Raw genomic sequence first — 20,306 nt, 5'->3', positions numbered from 1 at the left:
TTCCGTTTTTGTTACAAAAGAATGCCGATTCTGCTGCCTAATCATTGAAAATACGATCCATTTGAGGCATATAACACGCATTATTCATCAACATGATGAACCAAATTCGCTGCGGGATCCTGCATGCGGTCGAGCCTTTGCTCCCGCCGGGTTCTCTCTCATTCACACCACTCCCCGATGCAAGCGGGAGATAGCCACCACGGCGCGAGGAATTATTGTGCATTACCACCCTAAACATGACCTGCTGGAACAAAGAATCATTCTGGTCACCGGCGCCGGCGACGGCATCGGACGAGAAGCCGCACTCACCTATGCCAAATTTGGCGCACAATTGGTGCTGCTGGGCCGTACCGAAAGCAAGCTGCAGGCGGTACAATCCGAGATCGCCCGGCTGGGAGGCGCACCCAGCTTCACCGTTACGCTGGATTTGCTGCACACCACGCAGGAACAGTGCAAACAAGTTGCGGATGCTCTGGCCACTCAGATCCCACGCCTCGACGGTGTTCTGCATAACGCCGGGCTGTTGGGCGATATCGCTCCGATGGCTGACTTGTCGATGGAGATGTGGAACGAAGTCATGCAGGTCAACGTCAACGCGACCTTTATGCTCACTCAGGCGCTGCTGCCGCTGCTGCTGAAATCCAATGCGGGATCTCTGATCTTTACCAGTTCCAGCGTTGGCCGCACGGGCCGGGCCAACTGGGGCGCCTATGCGGTATCCAAATTTGCCACGGAAGGCATGATGCAGGTGTTGGCCGACGAATATAAAAGCCGTCATCTTCGGGTAAATTGCATCAATCCTGGCGGAACACGCACTCAAATGCGCGCATCGGCCTTCCCGAATGAAGATAAAGACAAACTGAAAACACCGGCGGATATCATGCCGCTTTACCTCTATTTAATGGGCGATGACAGCCGCCGCAAAACCGGTATGAGCTTCGATGCTCAACCCAATCGTAAACCCGGTGCCGCTGAGTAAAGGAGGCTTTATCATGGCCGAAGACCGCCATCAACAACGTCAGCAGCGCCTGAAAGAACAGGTTGACGCTCGTATCGCCGCCGCCCAGCAAGTACGCGGTTTACTGCTGGTGTTCACCGGTAACGGAAAAGGCAAAACTACCGCGGCGTTCGGCACAGTGACCCGCGCCGTCGGCCACGGTATGAAATCCGCCGTTATTCAGTTCATCAAAGGCGAATGGCCGAACGGGGAAAAAAACCTGCTCCAGCAGCACGGGGTCGAATTCCAGGTAATGGCAACCGGCTTCACCTGGGAAACTCAGAATAAAGCCGGCGATACCGCAGCCTGTCAGGCCGTATGGCAACACGGCAAACGCATGCTGGCCGACAGCAGCCTGGATCTGGTGCTGTTGGATGAGCTGACCTATATGGTCAGTTACGGTTATCTTGAGTTAGACGAGCTGCTGGAAGCCTTGCGACAGCGCCCTGCACACCAGACGGTCATTATCACCGGGCGTGGCTGCCATCGCGATCTGTTGGAAATGGCGGATACGGTGACGGAAATGCGGCCGGTAAAACACGCGTTCGACGCAGGTATCATGGCGCAAAAGGGAATTGACTGGTAACGTAAAGAAAACGCCGCAGCCCTGAGAGGGTGCGGCGTAATGATTAGCTGCGCTTGCTTGGCTTGCCAGGCTTGCTGCCCGCTGCACTACGGCGACCGCTGCCGGCCACCTGGGTGTGGCGCTTGACTGCACGACGGATTTGATTCGCTTTCACGCGGCGACGTTCACGTTCTACCGGCATCTTGCTGACGGTTTCAGGCTTCAGCTCAACCAATTCGCGCAGGTAGTTAATCGCCGGCAGTTCCAGCTCGGTCCAACCGCCACGCGGGAGGCCTTTAGGCAGATCGATATCGCCATAACGCACGCGGATCAGACGGCTGACCTGAACGCCAACCGCTTCCCAAAGACGACGCACCTCACGGTTACGCCCTTCGGTCAGCGTCACGTTGTACCACTGGTTAATGCCTTCGCCGCCCTGGAATGTGATGGTACGGAAAGCGGCCGGGCCATCTTCCAACTGAACGCCCTTGCTCAGTTGCTTCACTTTTTCATCGTCAATCTGGCCAAATACGCGTACCGCGTATTCGCGCTCGACTTCGCGGCTCGGGTGCATCAGGCGGTTTGCCAGCTCACCATCGGTAGTGAACAACAGCAGGCCCGAGGTATTGACGTCCAGACGCCCTACCGCTACCCAGCGAGAACCACGCAGTTTAGGCAGGCGATCAAACACCGTCGGGCGGCCTTCAGGATCGCTACGAGTGCAGAGTTCACCTTCCGGCTTGTAATAAGCCAGCACGCGGCAAACCGTTTCTTCGGATTCTTTAATGGAAAGCACGTGACCATCCAGGCGAATTTTCATCGCCGCAGTCACTTCAACACGGTCGCCCAGTTTGGCAATTTTACCGTCAACGCTGACGCGGCCGGCTTCAATTATGGTTTCGATTTCACGACGCGAACCATGGCCGGCACGCGCTAAAACTTTTTGTAACTTTTCGCTCATTGAGCAACCTCTAGTGTCGCCTTCACAGGCGTCGGGGGGATGACCACTGCGGCGGCAGACACCACAGCGGTAACAATACGTTTACTTGGATCGAACCGCGCATTATACAGGCTTTCAATAGGGTTGGAACCCTCTTTATTACCCGACAGATTATCGAAATCCATTAACTGCGGGCTCTGCCCCGCATTAGGTCAAAACAGGAAAGAAGATTAATCGCCAAGAAAGTTAATTACCGCCCGATACACTTCATCAGGCCGCTCGAGGATCCCCAGGTGTGTGCGGGCATGCTCCAGTCGCACTACCGAGAAAAACGGATATTCGGCAGCAAACGCCCGCTGTTGCTCCAGATAATTTTCATCGCGATCCAGCGAGTAAATATGCCGGCAAGCAGGAGGGGAACTTAATTCGGCCAACCGGTCAAGCGGTGAACGGTATTGCCGGTAAGCTTGTTCTATTGCCACGCCGGCGGCCTGCCAGACGCGGAAATTCTCGCCGGCCATTTCAACGGTCAGATGATGTTTCACTCGCTGATGATCAAGGCCGCCCTGCCAGAACGCAAACAACGCATCGCGTGCCGCCAGCCATTGGTTTGACCGTTGCATTTGCTGCACCGACTGGAAAAATGCCGGTACCGGCTGCGTCATGATCCAATCGAGAAATACCAGGCCTTTGACCTGCTGCGGCATAAGCTCTGCCAACGCGACGGCAATCCAGCTTGCGTGCGCCACCGAAAGCGTCACAAAGCTCTCCACCTGCAGCGCAGTCAGCAGATGATGGACGTCCTCGAGCAAATCTTCGGCGCCAAGCGAAAGCGCGTCATCGCGGGAAGACAGACCGTGGCCGCGCCAGTCGATGCTAATCACCCGATATCGCTCACCAGCCAGCACGCAAAAGGGGTCAAATACCGTTTTTGGCTCACACCAGCCGGGCAGCAAGACCAGCGTCAGCGAACCTGAACCGGAATCATGATAATCGAGAGAGTGGGTACCAAAGTGAAACGCTGTCATTTTGCCTCCTGAAGCGTCATGTCCTCAAAGCAGTTAAGAGGACTTGTGCACAGGAAGTAAACTGACAGCGTTTAGCGATCTAATCTATTGAAGAACGTGCTAAAAAACGGGGGGGCGCACCTAATGAAAAAATACGCACCAAATGAACAAATTTAGTGCCTTTCACAAGGATAAGCAGCGGTTAACGCCAGCATGATCACTGAAGGTGCAGAATAGTGCAGTTGTTCCGGATGTTCATTTAAATAATGCATGACCGCATCGGCAGCCATGCCTACGCTCATGCCGGCGTCCGGGCAAATATTGCGGTTACCCTGCATCGAATAGGTGTCAAAGACGCCGGCCACATAACCCATAAACATTCCGCCATCGAGGGCTTCGGCAACGGTAGCCGCCCCATTTTTATTTTTCACATAGCCGCCGGTTTCAGACAGCAAAGCGTTGCCGGAATAAAAACCGGCATTGGCCACAGAAGAAAACAATAAGACCGCTAAAAAAGAACCCCGTTTAATCATCGCTATGCATCCTGCCTATTTTCAGTTTTCGATATTGTAGAATAGCGGCTTTCACGATAAATGACGTCGTTTCAGCCACTTTTCAGAAAATGAGCAACCGCCGCAACGATAACATCAACGGAAAGGCGTTGTGTCTCCCGCGCCTTCGCGCACCACTTCCGGCGCCGACTCCGTCAGATCAATCACTGTGGTCGGTTGCTGACCCAGGAATCCTCCGTGGATCACCAGATCTACCTGCTTGCCCAAATGATCGCTGATCTCTTCCGGATCGGACTCGGCGAAATCGTTACCCGGTAACATCAGCGTAGTCGACATCATCGGCTCGTTCAGCACTTCCAACAGCGCCAGCGCAATCGGGTTCGAAGGTACGCGCAGACCGATGGTTTTGCGTTTGTCATTCATCAAACGACGTGGCACCTCTTTGGTCGCTTTCAGGATGAAAGTGTAATTGCCCGGCGTGTTGTTTTTGATCAAACGGAATGCGGTATTGTCGACATAGGCGTAAGTGGAGAGTTCGGACAAATCGCGGCACATCAGCGTAAAGTTGTGGTTACCGTCCAACTGGCGAATACGGCAAATACGTTCCATAGCCGATTTTTCTTCCAGCTTGCAGCCCAGCGCGTAACCGGAATCGGTGGGGTAGACAATCACCCCGCCTTTGCGCAGCACGTCCACCGCCTGGTTGATCAGACGCGGTTGAGGATTATCTGGATGAATATAAAAAAGCTGACTCATGACTTGCTCCTAAAAATGATGCACGCAGGCGTATCCGCCCACGTTAAATCAATATACTGCTGCCTGCTGCGGTTGCGGCCAGTCACGCCACACCGGCTCAACGCCACCGGGTAACCACAGTTTACGGCCCAGTTCGATCCACGAGCAGGGCTGATGAAAATCCGACCCCTGCGACGCCAGTAATTGATACTCTTGCGCGTACTTCGCCAGTTGCGAACGCTCATGCGGTGCTTGCTGGCACTGGGCCACTTCCATCGCGTCGCCGCCGTGTTCGGCAAAATGCGCAAACAGCCGCTTCAGCCATTTAGCCGTCAGATCGTAACGGCCCGGATGCGCTATCACCGCCTGCCCGCCAGATTGATGAATCACATCAATGGCTTGTTCTATTGTACACCACTGTGGCGGAACGTAACCGGTTTTGCCCTTGGCCAGATATTTCTTGAACACCTGCGCCATGTTGTCGGCAACGCCAATCTGCACCAGATAACGCGCAAAATGCCCACGGGTCACCGCTCCGCCGTCCGCCAGTTTTTGTGCGCCTTCGAAGGCGCCATCGATACGCGCCTTTGCCAGCCGAACGCCAATTTCCTGCGCCCGCAGGTTGCGGCGTTCGCTTTGTTCGGCCAATAGTTGCACCATCGCCGGATGGGCAATATCAATCCCCAGACCAACAATATGAATCTCGTGGTTTTCCCATAGCGTGGAGATTTCTACCCCGTTCACCAGTTGCAATGGCAGCGACAGCTCGGCAATCGTGGCGGCGGCGGCGGCCAGCCCATCGGTAGTGTCGTGATCGGTGATGGCCAATACGCCAACCCGCATTTCAACCGCCCGCTGCACCAGCTGCGCCGGCGTCAGATAGCCGTCGGAGGCGGTGGTATGGCTGTGGAGGTCGTAAAGGGTGAACGCGGAAGGCTGTGAGTTGCTGTCTGTCAAAAGAAATATCCGGCAATGGCTTGGCCTTCTATCATACCCGCTATCGTCGGCCGGACGGAAATCTATTCTGGACCACGCACTCCCGTCCTGATGAAAATAACTCACGTTTGCCGCTAAAACATTGTGTAAAAAGAGGGTTGACTTTATTCCCGCGAACCAGTTAACTAGTACACAAGTTCAGGGGCATTCCCTGGTTGGATGATAATCGAGAGAGCATAGAAATGAATAAGCAAACTTCTCTTCTTCGTTGGTGGCGTACTTCCCTTTCGCGGGCGGTGTAATCACGCATACCTGTCATCTGACACTGCAGATTCCCTAAGCCCGCCGGTAATGCGGGCTTTTTTATGGACAAAATCTAACTGGAACCACCCATGACGAACATCAAGCCACAACTCACACTACTGAAGGCGGAAACCAGCTATCGGGGCGATCCGACTACCATTTTCCACCAGTTGTGCGGCGCGCGCCCGGCCACTCTGCTGCTGGAGTCTGCCGAGATAAACAGCAAGCAAAACCTCCAGAGCCTGCTGGTGATCGACAGCGCCCTGCGCATCACAGCACTGGGCCGCAGCGTCACGCTGCAGGCGCTGACCGCTAACGGTGCGGCGATGTTACCGCTGCTCGATGAAGCGCTGCCGGCGGAAGTGCAGATTCAGGCTCGCCCAAACGGCCGTGAACTGACCTTCCCGGTCATCGATTCGGTGCAGGATGAAGATGCCCGCCTGCGCTCGCTGTCAGTATTTGACGCACTGCGCACACTGCTGACACTGGTTGACGCCCCGGCGGACGAACGTGAAGCGGTCATGCTCGGCGGCCTGTTTGCCTATGACCTGGTTGCCGGTTTCGAAGATCTGCCGGCACTGCGCCAGGATCAACGTTGCCCGGACTTCTGCTTCTACCTGGCGGAAACCCTGCTGGTGCTGGACCACCAGCGCGGCGTCGCTCGCCTGCAGGCCAGCGTGTTTACCGCCGACACGGCGGAAGAACAGCGTCTGCAGCAGCGTCTTGAGCAGTTGCAGACCCAGTTGAAACAGAGCCCGCAACCCATTCCGCATCAGAAGCTGGAAAACATGCAGTTGAGCTGCAACCAGACCGATGAGGAATACAGCGCCGTGGTCAGCGAACTGCAGCAGGCCATTCGCCAGGGCGAGATTTTCCAGGTGGTGCCGTCACGCCGCTTCTCGCTGCCATGCCCGGCCCCGCTGGCGGCCTATCAAACGTTGAAAGACAGCAACCCAAGCCCTTACATGTTCTTTATGCAGGACGACGAATTCACGCTGTTCGGCGCCTCTCCGGAAAGCGCGTTGAAATACGACGCCGGCAACCGCCAGATCGAAATTTACCCTATCGCCGGTACCCGCCCGCGTGGCCGCAGAATCGATGGCTCGTTGGATCTGGATCTCGACAGTCGCATCGAGTTGGAAATGCGCACCGATCACAAAGAACTGGCCGAGCATCTGATGCTGGTCGATCTGGCACGTAACGATCTGGCGCGCATCTGCCAGGCCGGCAGCCGCTACGTGGCAGATCTGACCAAAGTGGATCGCTACTCTTTCGTGATGCACCTGGTTTCCCGGGTGATCGGCACCTTGCGCGCAGACCTTGACGTGTTGCACGCCTACCAGGCCTGCATGAACATGGGGACCCTGAGCGGTGCGCCCAAGGTTCGCGCCATGCAGTTGATCGCCGCTTCTGAAGGCTCCCGTCGCGGTAGCTACGGCGGCGCAGTGGGCTATTTCACCGCCACCGGCGATCTGGATACCTGTATTGTCATCCGCTCCGCGTATGTTGAAGACGGTATCGCCACCGTGCAAGCCGGCGCTGGCGTAGTGCTGGATTCCGTTCCGCAGGCGGAAGCCGATGAAACCCGTAATAAGGCACGTGCCGTGCTGCGTGCCATTGCCAGCGCGCACCAAGCCAAGGAGGTGTTCTGATGGCCGATATCTTACTGCTCGATAACGTCGATTCCTTTACCTATAACCTGGTCGATCAGTTGCGTGCCAGCGGCCACCAGGTGGTGATTTACCGCAATCAGATTTCCGCAGACGTGATTATCGAACGCCTGCAACAGATGGAGCAACCGGTGCTGATGCTGTCCCCAGGCCCGGGGACGCCGTCCGAAGCCGGCTGCATGCCGGAACTGCTGCAACGCCTGCGCGGCCAGTTGCCGATTATCGGCATCTGTCTGGGGCACCAGGCGATCGTGGAAGCTTACGGCGGCCACGTCGGCCAGGCAGGCGAGATCCTGCACGGCAAAGCCTCGGCCATCAGCCACGATGGCGAAGGCATGTTTGCCGGTATGGTGAACCCGCTGCCGGTGGCTCGTTACCATTCACTGGTCGGCAGCAATATCCCGGCCGAACTCACCGTTAACGCTCGATTTGGCGACATGGTGATGGCAGTACGTAATGACCGGCATCGCGTATGTGGTTTCCAGTTCCATCCGGAATCGATCCTCACCACCCACGGCGCGCGTTTGCTTGAGCAAACTCTGGCCTGGGCGCTGGCGAAATAATAAGGGAAACGACGATGCAACCTATTCTTGAGAAGCTGTACCGCTCAGAGTCAATGAGCCAAGAGGAAAGCCAGCAGTTGTTCAGCGCCATCGTGCGCGGTGAGCTGGAGCCAAGCCAACTGGCAGCGGCACTGATCAGCATGAAAATCCGCGGTGAGCGCCCGGAAGAGATTGCCGGTGCGGCCAAAGCCCTGCTGGCCGATGCCTTGCCGTTCCCGCGCCCGGACTATCCGTTTGCCGATATTGTCGGCACCGGTGGCGACGGCACCAACAGCATCAATATCTCTACCGCCAGCGCTTTTGTGGCGGCGGCATGCGGCGCCAAAGTAGCGAAGCACGGCAACCGTAGCGTCTCCAGCCGTTCCGGCTCTTCGGACCTGTTGGCGGCATTCGGTATTCGCCTGGATCTGCCGGCGGAAGAGTCTCGCCAGGCGCTGGATGATCTGGGCGTGTGCTTCCTGTTTGCACCGCAGTATCACACCGGTTTTCGCCATGCGATGCCGGTACGTCAACAATTGAAAACGCGCACGGTATTTAACGTACTCGGCCCGTTGATCAACCCGGCACGTCCGCCGCTGGCGCTGATCGGCGTTTACAGCCCGGAGCTGGTGTTGCCGATAGCCCAAACCCTGCGTGTGCTGGGTTATCAACGTGCCGCCGTGGTACATGGCGGTGGTATGGACGAAGTGGCGATCCACACAGCTACTCAGGTGGCGGAACTTAACAACGGTGAAATTGAAAGCTATCAGCTGACGCCAGAGTCATTCGGACTGCAAAGCTACCCGTTGGAAGCCCTGCAGGGCGGCTCGCCGGAAGAAAATCGTGACATTCTGGCACGGTTGTTACAAGGTAAAGGCGACCCGGCGCACGCCACAGCGGTAGCCGCTAACGTGGCGCTGCTACTGAAGTTATTCGGGCATGAAGACCTGCGCCAAAACGCGCAGCAGGCACTGGACACGATTCACAGCGGGCAAGCTTACGAGCGCGTCACCGCACTGGCAGCAAGAGGATAAATGATGCAGGAAACCGTGCTCAACAAGATTGTTCGTGATAAAGCGCAATGGGTCGCAGCACGACAGCAACAACAACCACTGGCCAGTTTTCACAATGAAATCGTCCCCAGCGAACGCGGCTTTTATCATGCGCTGCAAGGGGCCAGAACGGCGTTTATTCTTGAATGCAAAAAAGCGTCCCCTTCCAAAGGATTGATCCGCGAAAACTTTGACCCGGTCGAAATCGCCTCGGTTTACAAGGATTTCGCATCGGCCATCTCGGTGCTGACCGATGAGAAATACTTTCAGGGCAGCTTCGATTTCTTGCCGCTGGTCAGCAAAACGGTGACGCAGCCGGTGCTGTGCAAAGATTTTATTATCGATCCGTACCAGATCTACCTGGCGCGTTTCTATCAGGCCGATGCCATCCTGTTGATGTTGTCGGTACTTGACGACGAACAATATCGCCAGTTGGCGGCAGTAGCGCATAGCCTGAATATGGGCGTGCTGACCGAAGTGATCAGCGAAGAAGAGCTGCAACGGGCGATCGCGCTGGAAGCGCGTGTGGTCGGCATCAATAACCGTGACCTGCGGGATTTGAGCATCGATCTGAACCGCACCCGCCAACTTGCGCCACGCGTGCCGCATGGCGTGACGGTGATCAGCGAATCCGGCATCAACAATTATGGCCAAATCCGCGAACTGAGCCACTTCGCCAACGGCTTCCTTATCGGCAGCGCGCTGATGTCGGAAACCGATCTGCGCGCCGCCGTGAGCCGGGTAACGCTGGGCGACAATAAAGTTTGCGGGCTAACCCGCCCGCAGGATGCCGCAGCCGCCTATCAGGCCGGCGCCGTCTACGGCGGGCTGATTTTTGTCGGCCGTTCACCGCGCTATGTCGACATCAACCGCGCCCGCGAAGTGATTGCCGGCGCGCCGTTGAAATACGTCGGCGTGTTCTGCGATGCGCAGGTGGAAACCCTGGTGCAAACCGTTGAACGTCTTGGTCTTCAAGCGGTACAGCTACACGGGGCGGAAGATCAAACCTATATCGACGCCCTGCGCGCCAAACTGCCTGCCGCCTGCCAGATTTGGAAAGCGCTGAGTGTGAAAGACAGCTTGCCGGCGCGTGACCTGCAGCACGTTGACCGCTATCTGCTGGATAACGGTGCCGGCGGCACTGGCCAGCGTTTCGACTGGTCAGTCTTGCACGGCCAAAACCTGGATAACGTGATGCTTGCGGGCGGCTTGAGCGCAGATAACTGCGTTGACGCAGCCAAACTCGGCTGTGCCGGGCTGGACTTTAACTCCGGCGTTGAGAGCCAGCCAGGGATTAAAGACCCTGCTCGCCTGGCGGCGGTGTTCAAGACCCTGCGCGCCTACTGAATCAAATATACCCAATAGATTTCAAGGCACAGGAAGGCGGTAAGAGAGTGAATTCCCAGGAGCTTACTCAGGTAAGTGACTTGGGTGAAAGAGCGCAACCAACACACCTGCGGTTTGAAAGATGAAGGGTAGACAATTTAACGGATAATAACGGGAACTATAATGACGCTGCTTAACCCCTACTTCGGCGAATTTGGTGGCCAGTATGTGCCGCAGATTCTGATGCCGGCATTAAAACAACTGGAAGAAGCCTTCGTCAGCGCCCAGCGCGACCCTGAATTCCAGGCTGAGTTTATCGACCTGCTGAAAAACTACGCCGGCCGCCCGACGGCGCTGACGCTGTGCAAAAACCTCACCGCCGGCACCAAAACCAAGCTGTACCTGAAGCGTGAAGATTTGCTGCATGGCGGCGCGCACAAAACCAACCAGGTGCTGGGGCAAGCATTGCTGGCCAAGCGCATGGGCAAAACCGAAATCATCGCCGAAACCGGTGCCGGTCAGCATGGCGTGGCCTCTGCTCTGGCCTGTGCTCTGCTAGGTCTGAAATGCCGTATCTACATGGGCGCCAAAGATATTGAACGCCAGTCGCCGAACGTGTTCCGCATGCGCCTGATGGGTGCTGAAGTCATCCCGGTGCACAGCGGTTCCTCCACGCTGAAAGATGCCTGTAACGAAGCGCTGCGCGACTGGTCCGGCAGCTATGAAACAGCCCACTATATGCTGGGTACCGCAGCCGGCCCGCACCCGTATCCGACCATCGTGCGTGAATTCCAGCGCATGATCGGCGAAGAAACCAAAGCGCAGATGCTGGAGCGCGAAGGTCGCCTGCCGGACGCAGTTCTGGCCTGTGTCGGTGGCGGTTCCAATGCTATCGGCATGTTTGCCGACTTTATCGATGACGTCAGCGTTGGCCTGATCGGCGTAGAACCCGCCGGTCTCGGTATCGAAACCGGCCAACACGGTGCGCCGCTGAAGCACGGCCACGTCGGTATCTATTTCGGTATGAAAGCGCCGATGATGCAGACTTCCGAAGGCCAGATCGAGGAATCCTATTCCATTTCCGCCGGGCTGGATTTCCCGTCCGTCGGGCCGCAGCACGCCTATCTGAACAGCATTGGCCGTGCCGAATACGTGTCGATTACCGACGACGAAGCGCTGGATGCCTTCAAGGCTCTGTCGCGCAGCGAAGGCATTATCCCGGCGCTGGAGTCTTCCCACGCCCTGGCGCACGCGCTGAAAATGATCCGTGAAACGCCGCAAAAAGAACAGATCCTGGTGGTTAACCTGTCCGGCCGCGGCGACAAAGACATATTTACCGTTCACGACATACTGAAAGCTCGGGGAGAAATCTGATGGAACGTTATCAGCAACTGTTCAAACGTCTGGAAAGCAACAAGGAAGGCGCCTTCGTCCCGTTTGTCACCCTGGGCGACCCGAACCCGGCGCTGTCGCTGCAAATTATCGATACTCTGGTTGAAGCCGGCGCCGATGCGCTGGAGCTGGGCATTCCGTTCTCCGATCCGCTGGCCGACGGCCCAACTATCCAAAGCGCTGCGCTCCGCGCTTTCGCCTCCGGCGTGACGCCGACCCAATGCTTTGAAATGCTGGCCGCCATTCGTCAGAAGTACCCGACCATTCCTATCGGCCTGCTGATGTACGCCAACCTGGTGTTTCATAAAGGCATCGATGCGTTTTACCAGCGTTGCGCCGAAGTCGGCGTGGATTCGGTGCTGATTGCCGACGTACCCTTTGAAGAGTCTGCGCCCTTCCGTGCCGCGGCCACGCGCCATGGCATCGCTCCTATCTTTATCTGCCCGCCAAACGCAGACGACGATTTGTTGCGTGAGATCTCTTCACACGGCCGGGGTTATACCTACCTGCTGTCACGTGCCGGCGTTACCGGCACCGAAAGCCGCGCTCAATTGCCACTGCATCATCTGGTGAACAAACTGCGCGAATACCATGCCGCGCCACCGCTGCAGGGGTTCGGCATTTCCGAGCCTGTGCAGGTACGTGATGCGCTGCAGGCCGGTGCCGCCGGTGCGATCTCCGGCTCGGCGATCGTCAAAATTATCGAGCAAAATCAGGCGCAGCCGGCAGAAATGCTGACTCGGCTGGCGAACTTTGTCAGCGAAATGAAAGCTGCGACCCGAACCTGATCCTTCCTGCGACGGGCGTGGTGGATCGCGCCCGTCGATAACATCTTGTTTCCTCTCAGGGTTGTTCTATTTTTTTACATCTAAAATTTGAACAAACCCACTTATTGACTCACACTTGAAGATGCCCGTTGCAGATTTCTGCACTTTGCGGAAATACTGAGCGTTTTCAGGTAATAACCTGAATGTAGTTTCAACAATAACATTGCATGGAGAGTAATTTATGAAGCTATTTAAAACCCTTTCGGCCTTATGCATGGCAGCCGTTGTGGCATTCGCAGTCAGCGCCTGCGCGCCGACAGCGAAATCCGAGGGGACTGGCGGTTATATTGACGATACGGTGATTACCACCAAAGTGAAATCAGCACTGCTGGCAGATAAAAACATCAAGTCGAGAGAAATCAGCGTAGAGACCTTCAAAGGCCGGGTGCAATTGAGTGGTTTTGTCACTTCCAGCGAAGATGCCAACCGTGCGGTGCAGACCACACGCGGCGTGGCGGGTGTTAAATCCGTTGAGAACGTCATGCAGCTCAAATAACGATCGCAGGGAGGCATTTAGCCTCCCTGTCTCGGCCATCCTCAGAAGCGATAACCTGCCCCGAACATAAACACCCAAGGATCCAACCGTGTATCTATGCTGTGATGATTGCCGTTGGCGTCATCAAAGCGGGTTTTGGTCTCGATATTCATCCACCACACCGACATATTCAACATCCAGTGTTCATCAAGATTGTAATCCAGGCCCGCCTGCGCAGCGACACCCCAGGAGTCTTTCAGACTCAGATTACTCAGCCCGGCCTCTTTACCATTGTCATTGAATTTTTCATCGAAGAAAGTGGTGTAGTTCACGCCAAGCCCCAGATACGGACGCAGTTTGTCTTGCTTATCGCCAAAGTAATATTGCGCCATCAGACTCGGCGGCAGATCGCGCACCGTAGCAATATTGCCGTTCACTGCAGCGCCGTTCAACGACACCTTATGGCGGAATGGCGTCGCAGCCAGCAGTTCCACACCAATATTGTCCGTCACCATATAGCCGAAGGTCAGGCCGAGCTGGGTATTATTATCGGCATTGAACGATCCCTGTCCCAGTACGTCGTCCGAGCCTGCATTAGGCCGTACCGTCGCCGCTCCCGCGCGGAAAAGGAAATCACCCGCCTGATGCGCACTTGCCAACATAGGGGCCATCATGGCCGCCAATACCACCAGAGTTGTCTTTTTCATTATCCATTCCATTTGTATGGTTACTATTCGGAAGGGAATATACCTACTTACGGGTATTCATGATCCCATCGAGATCACATCTTATGTGTAAATTTTTTAATTCCCACTAAAAACAAGGTTACCTAAGGGACTAATAAATCGAGGATTGATCTGAATCAAAAAATGTATTTTGTTGCAAATTATCTACATGTTCAAATTTCAGTTGCTAAAAAAACAACCGCTGAGTAATTTCATCATCCGTGTTGGTTTTGGTTGGTGCCGTAAGGAGTCGGCGCAATCAAGATGAGCGAACTTCTTAATCCCTGTGTCAGTTGCGGCGCATGCTGCGGCTATTTTCGAGTGTCATTCTATTGGGCCGAAGCGGAAGATGGCGGCGGCGTGGTTCCTATATCTCTTACCGAACCCTTAACTCCCTTTTTGCGCTGTATGCAGGGGACCAACAGCAAGTCCCCGCGTTGTACCGCTCTCGAGGGGGAAATCGGCAAGGCCGTGTCCTGCTCCATTTACCTCAATCGCCCCAGCCCTTGTCGCGAGTTCGATCAGTCCGGAGAAAACGGCCTGCGCAACGAAGCTTGCGATCGCGCTCGCGAGCGTTATGGTCTACCGCCGCTGCCGGTTCCTTTACCCCTGTCGCTGCCAATAACGGTGATTGCCGAAGAAATAGCCGCAGTGCAACTCGCGGGGTGCCACAGCGACGCGGAACAGGGTACAATCGCCCACTGATTTTGCTATATACCTATGAATTTCAAGTTGCGGCCACCACGGCGCAGCTTGAAAAGCGATGGATATATCTTTGTTTCTCGACGCCAAGGAGTCTGCATGCCTATCACGGCCAACACGTTGTACCGTGACAGTTTTAACTTTTTCCGTAATCAACTGACCAGCATCCTGATGCTGGCGCTGTTGACCGCGTTCATTTCGGTGCTGCTCAATCAGGTTTTTAGCCCTGACGTCGAGCAGTTGAAAATGTTGTCCGCAACGGAAGGTGATTTTACGGCATCCGCCGGAATGGGGATCCAGGAAATCATTCAGCAAATGACGCCCGAGCAGCAGATGGTGTTATTGAAGGTGTCAGCTGCCGCCACTTTCTCCGCTTTGGTGGGCAACGTGTTGTTGGTTGGCGGGATGCTGACGCTGATTCGCCTGGTTTCCCAGGGGCAACGCATCAGCGCACTGCGCGCTATTGGCGCGTCTGCGCCGGAGTTGCCGCGTTTGCTGCTGCTGCTGTTTATCTGCACTCTGCTGATTCAGCTGGGCTTGACGCTGTTTGTCGTGCCGGGCGTGATCATGGCGATCGCCTTCTCATTAGCGCCTGTCATCACCACAGCAGACAAAAAAGGCGTATTCGCTTCGATTAAGCTGAGCTGCAAACTGGCCTTCGCCAATGCACGCGTGATTGTGCCGGCCATGATGCTGTGGCTGGCCGCCAAGCTGCTGGTGTTGTTTATGGTGAGCCACCTGTCGGTACTGACCCCGAATGTCGCCAGCGTAGTGCTTACCGCGCTGAGCAACCTGGTTTCCGCCCTGTTGCTGATTTACCTGTTCCGTCTGTACATGCTGCTGCGCAGTTGATCTGCCCGCAGTAACTAAAAGGGCACGCCTCGGCGTGCCCTTTTTGCTTATGGGGCCGCCGCCGTCTCCGCTTGTTCCTTGCTCTGAATCAGCTTCAGCGCCAAATACAAATCCGGTACCAGAATCAATTCCCGATCGCGGCCCAGCCGATTGATGCGGAACCAGCGCGTCAGCTCGGTTCGCCTCCCCGCCAATACCAGTTTCACGTTACGCTGTAACAGATCGCGTTTCAGCTCATCTATCGCCGCCAGAACGCTGATATCCGCGTGGGTAAAGCTGGCGACAGCATCCACCACCACCCAACGCGGCTGAAATGGCGTACTGTCCACCAAATTCAGGATCCGGCGCTTGAAGTACGCCACGTTAAAATAGGTTAACGGCGAGTTGAAGCGGTACATCATCACACCCGGTACCGCTTTAACGCCGTTGTTGTTGCCCATCGAGTGGATCATGCCCTCGTCGTTCACCCCCAGCAACTGCTCCGTCGGACGAAATACCGTGCGCAGGAACTGCATCAGCCCCAGCAATACCGCCAGGCCGATGCCGCTGATCACCCCCACCAGCAGCACGCACAAGAAGGTGAACATTGCCAGCCTGAAGGCTTGCACATTGCGGCGGCGCATGATCCAGATGCCCCGAAAATCCAGCAGCGACCAAGCGGCATACATCAGCACTACGCCTAACCCCGCCACCGGAATAAACTGCAGCGGCGCCATCAGGAACAACAGCACGAAAGCAATCACCCCCGCTGCAATGATCGATACCAATTGACTCTTGCCGCCGTTGGCATCGTTAACCGCAGTACGGGAATCCGCCCCGCTGATGGCAAACCCCTGCGAAAGCGCCGAAACGATGTTCACCAACCCCAGCGCGCGGAACTCGGCGTCGGCATTCACCTCATAGCCGTTCTTCGCCGCAAAACTGCGAGCGGTCAGCATCATGCTGACAAAACTCACTACCGCCAGGTTAAGCGCCGGAATGACCATGTCTCGCAGCAAACCCGGTTGGAAATCCGGCCACTGGACTATCGGCAGCACGTCGCTAAAACCGCCCACCGTCACCACGCCATGCTGCTGCAACCCGCCTATCCAGGTGACGAAAGCCGCCAATACGATGGCAAACAGCGGTGCCGGCCAGTTAGGGCGCCATTTCTTAAACCCCACCAGCGTGACCAGCGTCAGCAGCGACACCGCCATGGTCAGCCAGTCGCTGTGCATCAGGTTACCCGGCAGCGCGTAAATGCGCTCAATCAACTGCGCAGGATGAACGCCAAAACCGAGGACTTTGCCGATTTGATCGACAATGATGGTGATCGCCACGCCGTTCAGGAGCCCGCTGAGTATCGGCCGGGAGAGCAGATCCGCCAGTGCGCCCAGTTTGAAACGGCTCGCCAACAGGCACCAGGCGCCCATCATTGCCGTCATCATGATGGTGAGCTGCCAATGCCGCTCCATATTACCCGCCGCCAGCGGCGTCACTACTGCGGCTATCACGGCGCAGGTGGCGGCATCCGGCCCGACAATAAGCTGGCGCGACGATCCGAAAAACGCGTAAGCGACCATCGGCAAAATGCAGGAATACAACCCCACCACCGGGCTGACCCCGGCCAGCTCGGCGTAAGCAATCGCCACCGGCAATGCCACCGCGGCTACGGAGAGCCCGGCGCGTATATCCGGTTTAAGCCAACTGCGTTGATACCCCAATAAATGCGTCAAACCGGGCGTTAGCGCCTGGAGAGATTTCCACTGCATAAACTGTTTTCCGTTATAAATTATCAGGCTATTATTATGCACATCATGAGATGCCAGTACCGTGCTGGCAAGCAACCCGCCGCAGACTCGCGACCTCAATCGTAAGTTTATGCAAATTCCTGCTTTCATGGCAGAAATCCAGCTCTCAAACGCCGATAATCAGCGCCTACCTGCGGTACACAGAGCCCGCCGAATCCGGTATAGTCGGCTGATGAACATATGATGGATTGATTTATGAAGCAGTTTCTTGATTTCCTCCCGTTAATTGTCTTTTTTGCTTTTTACAAGCTCTACGATATCTACGTCGCCTCCGGCGCCTTGATTGTCGCTACCGCGCTGGCGCTGGTGTTCACCTGGATCAAATACCGCAAGGTCGAGAAGATGACGCTGATCACCTTCCTGATGGTGCTGGTGTTCGGTACCTTGACGCTGGTATTCCATAACGATTTGTTTATCAAATGGAAAGTCACGGTCATCTATAGCCTGTTTGCATTGGCGTTGCTGATCAGCCAACTGGTGCTCAAGAAGCCGCTGGTTCAGCGCATGCTGGGTAAAGAGCTCACGCTGCCGGACAAAGTGTGGAGCAACCTCAATCTGGCCTGGGCAGTGTTCTTCCTGCTCTGTGGTCTGGCAAATATCTACGTCGCCTTTTGGCTGCCGCAAAGCGTTTGGGTTAACTTTAAAGTGTTCGGCCTGACGGCCCTGACGCTGGTGTTTACCCTGCTCAGCGGTATTTATATTTATCGGCACATGCCGGAAGAACAGAAAAAATAGTTACAAAATTGTTAATGCCCGTTGCGCTTGCTGCGGGCAGTATAATGAAAACCCTTCTTTGATAAGCAGACGGCTATGACTCAACAACGACCTTTACCCAGTGGCGAGATGGTGCTGCGCACTCTGGCAATGCCGGCAGATACCAATGCCAACGGTGATATTTTTGGCGGCTGGCTGATGTCGCAAATGGACATCGGCGGCGCTATTCAGGCGAAAGAAATTGCCGAAGGACGCGTGGTGACAGTGCGTGTCGACGGTATGACCTTCCTGAAACCGGTCGCAGTGGGTGATGTGGTTTGCTGCTATGCGCAGTGTATCCGTACCGGCCGCAGTTCGATCACCATCAATATCGAAGTGTGGGTGAAGAAGGTGTCTTCTGCGCCTATCGGCCAGCGTTACCGTGCAACCGAGGCGGTATTTACCTACGTCGCGGTGGACGACGAGGGCAATTCACGCGCCCTGCCCGACGGTAAAATGAACTTCCGCGTCGGCTTTGAAGAATAGCTGAAACGCAGGCAGCAAAAAGGGTCGCTTCCGCGACCCTTTTCTATTGGCGCCAACGTCGATATCAGTCCATCTCCGTGGTGCCGTTTATTTTAAAGCGAATGTTAACGACGCGATCTTTCGCTTCCTTGGCTTCGTAGCGCCACTTGCGCAATGCCTGTTTCACGTCACGCTCGAACATATTGCGTGGCTCCGCAGACAAAATGCGCACGTTCGTCACGCGGCCGTCGCTGTCGATATCAAATTGTACCCGCACATTGCCTTCAATCTGCAATGCCCTGGCGCGCGGCGGGTAGATCGGATCTGCACGGCTGATTGGCTTCGGCCCCACATCACGCGAATTGCCCTGAACCGGCGCTGAAGGTGCTTGCTTCACCGGCGCTTTATCGACTGGCTTGGCCGGCTCGTTATTTTCAAACGGCGATGGCTCGCGCGGCTCGGTTTTCTGCGGTTCGCGTTTGACCGTTTTTTCAACCTTCGGCTTCGGTTTCGGCTTCGGTTTGGGTTTTACCGGCTCCGGTTTCAGTATCGCCTTTGGCGGTGGCTCTGGCAGCGGTTCCGGCTCGGGTTCTGGTTCCGGTTCCACCTGCGGTTCTGGTTCAGCAGGCGCAGGTGGCGGCGGTTCCGCCATCGCGGCGGTATTGACCATCATGACGCTGATCGGCGCATCCTCGGGTTTCGGCAACTCCATAACCTCTTTGACAGAAGCGTAGAGCAACCCCACCACCAGGGCGCTGTGTAAGCCAACGGACAAGACAATCGGCACTGACAAACGGCGATTAAGGAACATCTTTTTTAGCGGCATAATGATTCTGTTTCCTCTGGTTCGCCAAGTTTAAATGCAAATAGCAATCATATTCAATAACGAATGGCGAACTATCGCTTTAATCGTCATTATTCATCGCTAAAACCTGCAAACTCATAGGGATATTAACCTTTCATTTGCTTTTTTATTGAGGATTTCACACGCTCTATTAACCTGGCTAACCGCGACAAAAACAAAAAAACCCGCCGTAGCGGGTCATTTTTCACCAATGCGGCACTTATTCTTCATCACCGTAGTACAACACACCCAGTTTGATCAGAGGTCGCCCCTGCGCTTTGCGATGCAGGTTGGTATCACGCAACGAATAAACGCAGCCGCAGTACTCCTGCTGGTAAAAGCGTTCGCGCTTGCTGATTTCTATCATTCGCGATGCGCCGCCTTTTTTGCGCCAGTTGTAATCCCAATACTGCAGATCAGGATATTTTTCTGCCGCGCGGACACCGCAGTCGGTGATTTGCTGCATATTCTTCCAGCGGGAAATACCCAGCGAGCTGGAGATGGTGTCGTAGCCATGCTCATGTGCGTACAACGCGGTACGCTCGAAACGCATGTCGAAACACATGGTGCAACGGATCCCTCGCTCTGGTTCGTTTTCCATGCCTTTGGCGCGGGCAAACCAGTTATCGGTGTCGTAATCGGCGTCAATAATGGGTATCCCGTGTTGCTCGGCAAAGCGAATGTTCTCTTCCTTGCGCAGCAGATACTCTTTTTGCGGGTGAATATTCGGGTTATAGAAAAAGATGGCATATTCGATGCCGGAGGCCTGAATGGCTTCCATCACCTCACCGGAACAAGGCGCACAGCAAGAGTGCAGCAACAGCTTGCTTTTGCCTTCGGGCAAGTCGAGTTTATCCCTAACCAGTTCCGTCATTTCCTCACCTCTCACACAGGAG

The 20,306-nt window shown here is 55.5% G+C and carries 20 protein-coding genes, 1 pseudogene and 1 other annotated feature; of the genes and pseudogenes, 12 read left to right on the top strand and 9 right to left on the bottom strand.

Annotated features, from left to right (window positions below; translation table 11 throughout):
- The first annotated feature begins 217 nt into the window (after positions 1–217).
- Complete coding sequence (locus tag QZQ97_RS04430; protein ID WP_311992413.1) at positions 218–979, top strand: YciK family oxidoreductase; 762 nt, start codon at positions 218–220, stop codon at positions 977–979.
- Between the two features lie 13 nt (positions 980–992).
- Complete coding sequence (gene cobO, locus QZQ97_RS04425) at positions 993–1,583, top strand: cob(I)yrinic acid a,c-diamide adenosyltransferase (protein ID WP_311992412.1); 591 nt, start codon at positions 993–995, stop codon at positions 1,581–1,583.
- Between the two features lie 43 nt (positions 1,584–1,626).
- Here cobO and rluB read toward each other — a convergent pair whose 3' ends face one another.
- The 5 genes from rluB to rnm all read right to left on the bottom strand — a co-directional run bounded on the left by rluB (position 1,627) and on the right by rnm (position 5,713).
- On the bottom strand, positions 1,627–2,523 hold the full coding sequence (rluB, locus tag QZQ97_RS04420) for a 23S rRNA pseudouridine(2605) synthase RluB (RefSeq protein WP_006321138.1): 897 nt from the start codon (positions 2,521–2,523) through the stop codon (positions 1,627–1,629).
- Between the two features lie 209 nt (positions 2,524–2,732).
- Entirely contained in the window at positions 2,733–3,530 is a 798-nt protein-coding gene (locus QZQ97_RS04415) for an alpha/beta fold hydrolase (RefSeq protein ID WP_311992411.1), read from the bottom strand.
- Positions 3,531–3,682: 152 nt separating this feature from the next.
- A complete protein-coding gene (locus tag QZQ97_RS04410) occupies positions 3,683–4,042 on the bottom strand; it encodes a Rap1a/Tai family immunity protein (protein WP_311992410.1) in 360 nt (119 codons plus the stop codon).
- A gap of 114 nt (positions 4,043–4,156) precedes the next feature.
- Positions 4,157–4,777 (bottom strand): L-threonylcarbamoyladenylate synthase, encoded by a 621-nt coding sequence (locus tag QZQ97_RS04405; protein ID WP_311992409.1) that lies wholly within the window; start codon positions 4,775–4,777, stop codon positions 4,157–4,159.
- 48 nt (positions 4,778–4,825) lie between these two features.
- On the bottom strand, positions 4,826–5,713 hold the full coding sequence (gene rnm / locus QZQ97_RS04400; protein ID WP_311992408.1) for an RNase RNM: 888 nt from the start codon (positions 5,711–5,713) through the stop codon (positions 4,826–4,828).
- Positions 5,714–5,955: 242 nt separating this feature from the next.
- Positions 5,956–6,059, top strand: a sequence feature (Trp leader region).
- A 25-nt stretch (positions 6,060–6,084) separates the two neighbouring features.
- Here rnm and QZQ97_RS04395 point away from each other — a divergent pair.
- The 6 genes and pseudogenes from QZQ97_RS04395 to QZQ97_RS04370 all read left to right on the top strand — a co-directional run bounded on the left by QZQ97_RS04395 (position 6,085) and on the right by QZQ97_RS04370 (position 13,300).
- Entirely contained in the window at positions 6,085–7,647 is a 1,563-nt protein-coding gene (locus QZQ97_RS04395) for an anthranilate synthase component 1 (RefSeq protein WP_311992407.1), read from the top strand.
- Positions 7,647–9,241: pseudogene (gene trpD / locus QZQ97_RS04390) on the top strand (bifunctional anthranilate synthase glutamate amidotransferase component TrpG/anthranilate phosphoribosyltransferase TrpD). The gene QZQ97_RS04395 and the pseudogene trpD overlap by 1 nt, the downstream one beginning before the upstream one ends.
- A 3-nt stretch (positions 9,242–9,244) precedes the next feature.
- Complete coding sequence (trpCF, locus tag QZQ97_RS04385; RefSeq protein WP_311993868.1) at positions 9,245–10,606, top strand: bifunctional indole-3-glycerol-phosphate synthase TrpC/phosphoribosylanthranilate isomerase TrpF; 1,362 nt, start codon at positions 9,245–9,247, stop codon at positions 10,604–10,606.
- A gap of 162 nt (positions 10,607–10,768) precedes the next feature.
- Complete coding sequence (gene trpB, locus QZQ97_RS04380; protein ID WP_004945250.1) at positions 10,769–11,959, top strand: tryptophan synthase subunit beta; 1,191 nt, start codon at positions 10,769–10,771, stop codon at positions 11,957–11,959.
- Positions 11,959–12,765, top strand: coding sequence for a tryptophan synthase subunit alpha (gene trpA / locus QZQ97_RS04375; RefSeq protein WP_311992406.1), 807 nt, complete (start codon positions 11,959–11,961; stop codon positions 12,763–12,765). The genes trpB and trpA overlap by 1 nt, the downstream gene beginning before the upstream one ends.
- Positions 12,766–12,985: 220 nt before the next feature.
- Positions 12,986–13,300 (top strand): BON domain-containing protein, encoded by a 315-nt coding sequence (locus tag QZQ97_RS04370; protein WP_004945257.1) that lies wholly within the window; start codon positions 12,986–12,988, stop codon positions 13,298–13,300.
- Between the two features lie 41 nt (positions 13,301–13,341).
- Here QZQ97_RS04370 and ompW read toward each other — a convergent pair whose 3' ends face one another.
- Entirely contained in the window at positions 13,342–13,986 is a 645-nt protein-coding gene (gene ompW, locus QZQ97_RS04365; RefSeq protein WP_311992405.1) for an outer membrane protein OmpW, read from the bottom strand.
- A gap of 282 nt (positions 13,987–14,268) precedes the next feature.
- On the opposite strand from ompW, the gene QZQ97_RS04360 reads away from it, so the two are divergent.
- Together QZQ97_RS04360 and QZQ97_RS04355 are read left to right on the top strand one after the other, a co-directional pair.
- Positions 14,269–14,709 carry a YkgJ family cysteine cluster protein gene (locus QZQ97_RS04360; protein WP_311992404.1) on the top strand — a complete coding sequence of 147 codons (441 nt, stop codon included), beginning with the start codon at positions 14,269–14,271 and terminating at the stop codon, positions 14,707–14,709.
- Between the two features lie 96 nt (positions 14,710–14,805).
- Complete coding sequence (locus tag QZQ97_RS04355) at positions 14,806–15,558, top strand: YciC family protein (protein WP_311992403.1); 753 nt, start codon at positions 14,806–14,808, stop codon at positions 15,556–15,558.
- Between the two features lie 47 nt (positions 15,559–15,605).
- Here QZQ97_RS04355 and QZQ97_RS04350 read toward each other — a convergent pair whose 3' ends face one another.
- A complete protein-coding gene (locus tag QZQ97_RS04350) occupies positions 15,606–17,309 on the bottom strand; it encodes a SulP family inorganic anion transporter (RefSeq protein ID WP_311992402.1) in 1,704 nt (567 codons plus the stop codon).
- Between the two features lie 234 nt (positions 17,310–17,543).
- On the opposite strand from QZQ97_RS04350, the gene QZQ97_RS04345 reads away from it, so the two are divergent.
- Both QZQ97_RS04345 and yciA read left to right on the top strand, forming a co-directional pair.
- On the top strand, positions 17,544–18,083 hold the full coding sequence (locus tag QZQ97_RS04345) for a septation protein A (protein WP_212560050.1): 540 nt from the start codon (positions 17,544–17,546) through the stop codon (positions 18,081–18,083).
- Positions 18,084–18,158: 75 nt separating this feature from the next.
- Positions 18,159–18,587: an acyl-CoA thioester hydrolase YciA gene (yciA, locus tag QZQ97_RS04340; protein WP_004945276.1), complete on the top strand. Its 429-nt coding sequence runs from the start codon at positions 18,159–18,161 to the stop codon at positions 18,585–18,587.
- A 64-nt stretch (positions 18,588–18,651) separates the two neighbouring features.
- Here yciA and tonB read toward each other — a convergent pair whose 3' ends face one another.
- Positions 18,652–19,392: a TonB system transport protein TonB gene (tonB, locus tag QZQ97_RS04335; protein ID WP_311992401.1), complete on the bottom strand. Its 741-nt coding sequence runs from the start codon at positions 19,390–19,392 to the stop codon at positions 18,652–18,654.
- Positions 19,393–19,630: 238 nt separating this feature from the next.
- On the bottom strand, positions 19,631–20,284 hold the full coding sequence (locus QZQ97_RS04330; protein WP_013813154.1) for an epoxyqueuosine reductase QueH: 654 nt from the start codon (positions 20,282–20,284) through the stop codon (positions 19,631–19,633).
- Between the last annotated feature and the right edge of the window lie 22 nt (positions 20,285–20,306).

The sequence above is a fragment of the Serratia sp. root2 genome, from assembly GCF_031931805.1.
In the GTDB taxonomy this organism is placed as follows: domain Bacteria; phylum Pseudomonadota; class Gammaproteobacteria; order Enterobacterales; family Enterobacteriaceae; genus Serratia; species Serratia inhibens.
This window is presented reverse-complemented; position numbering and strand designations above follow the sequence as displayed.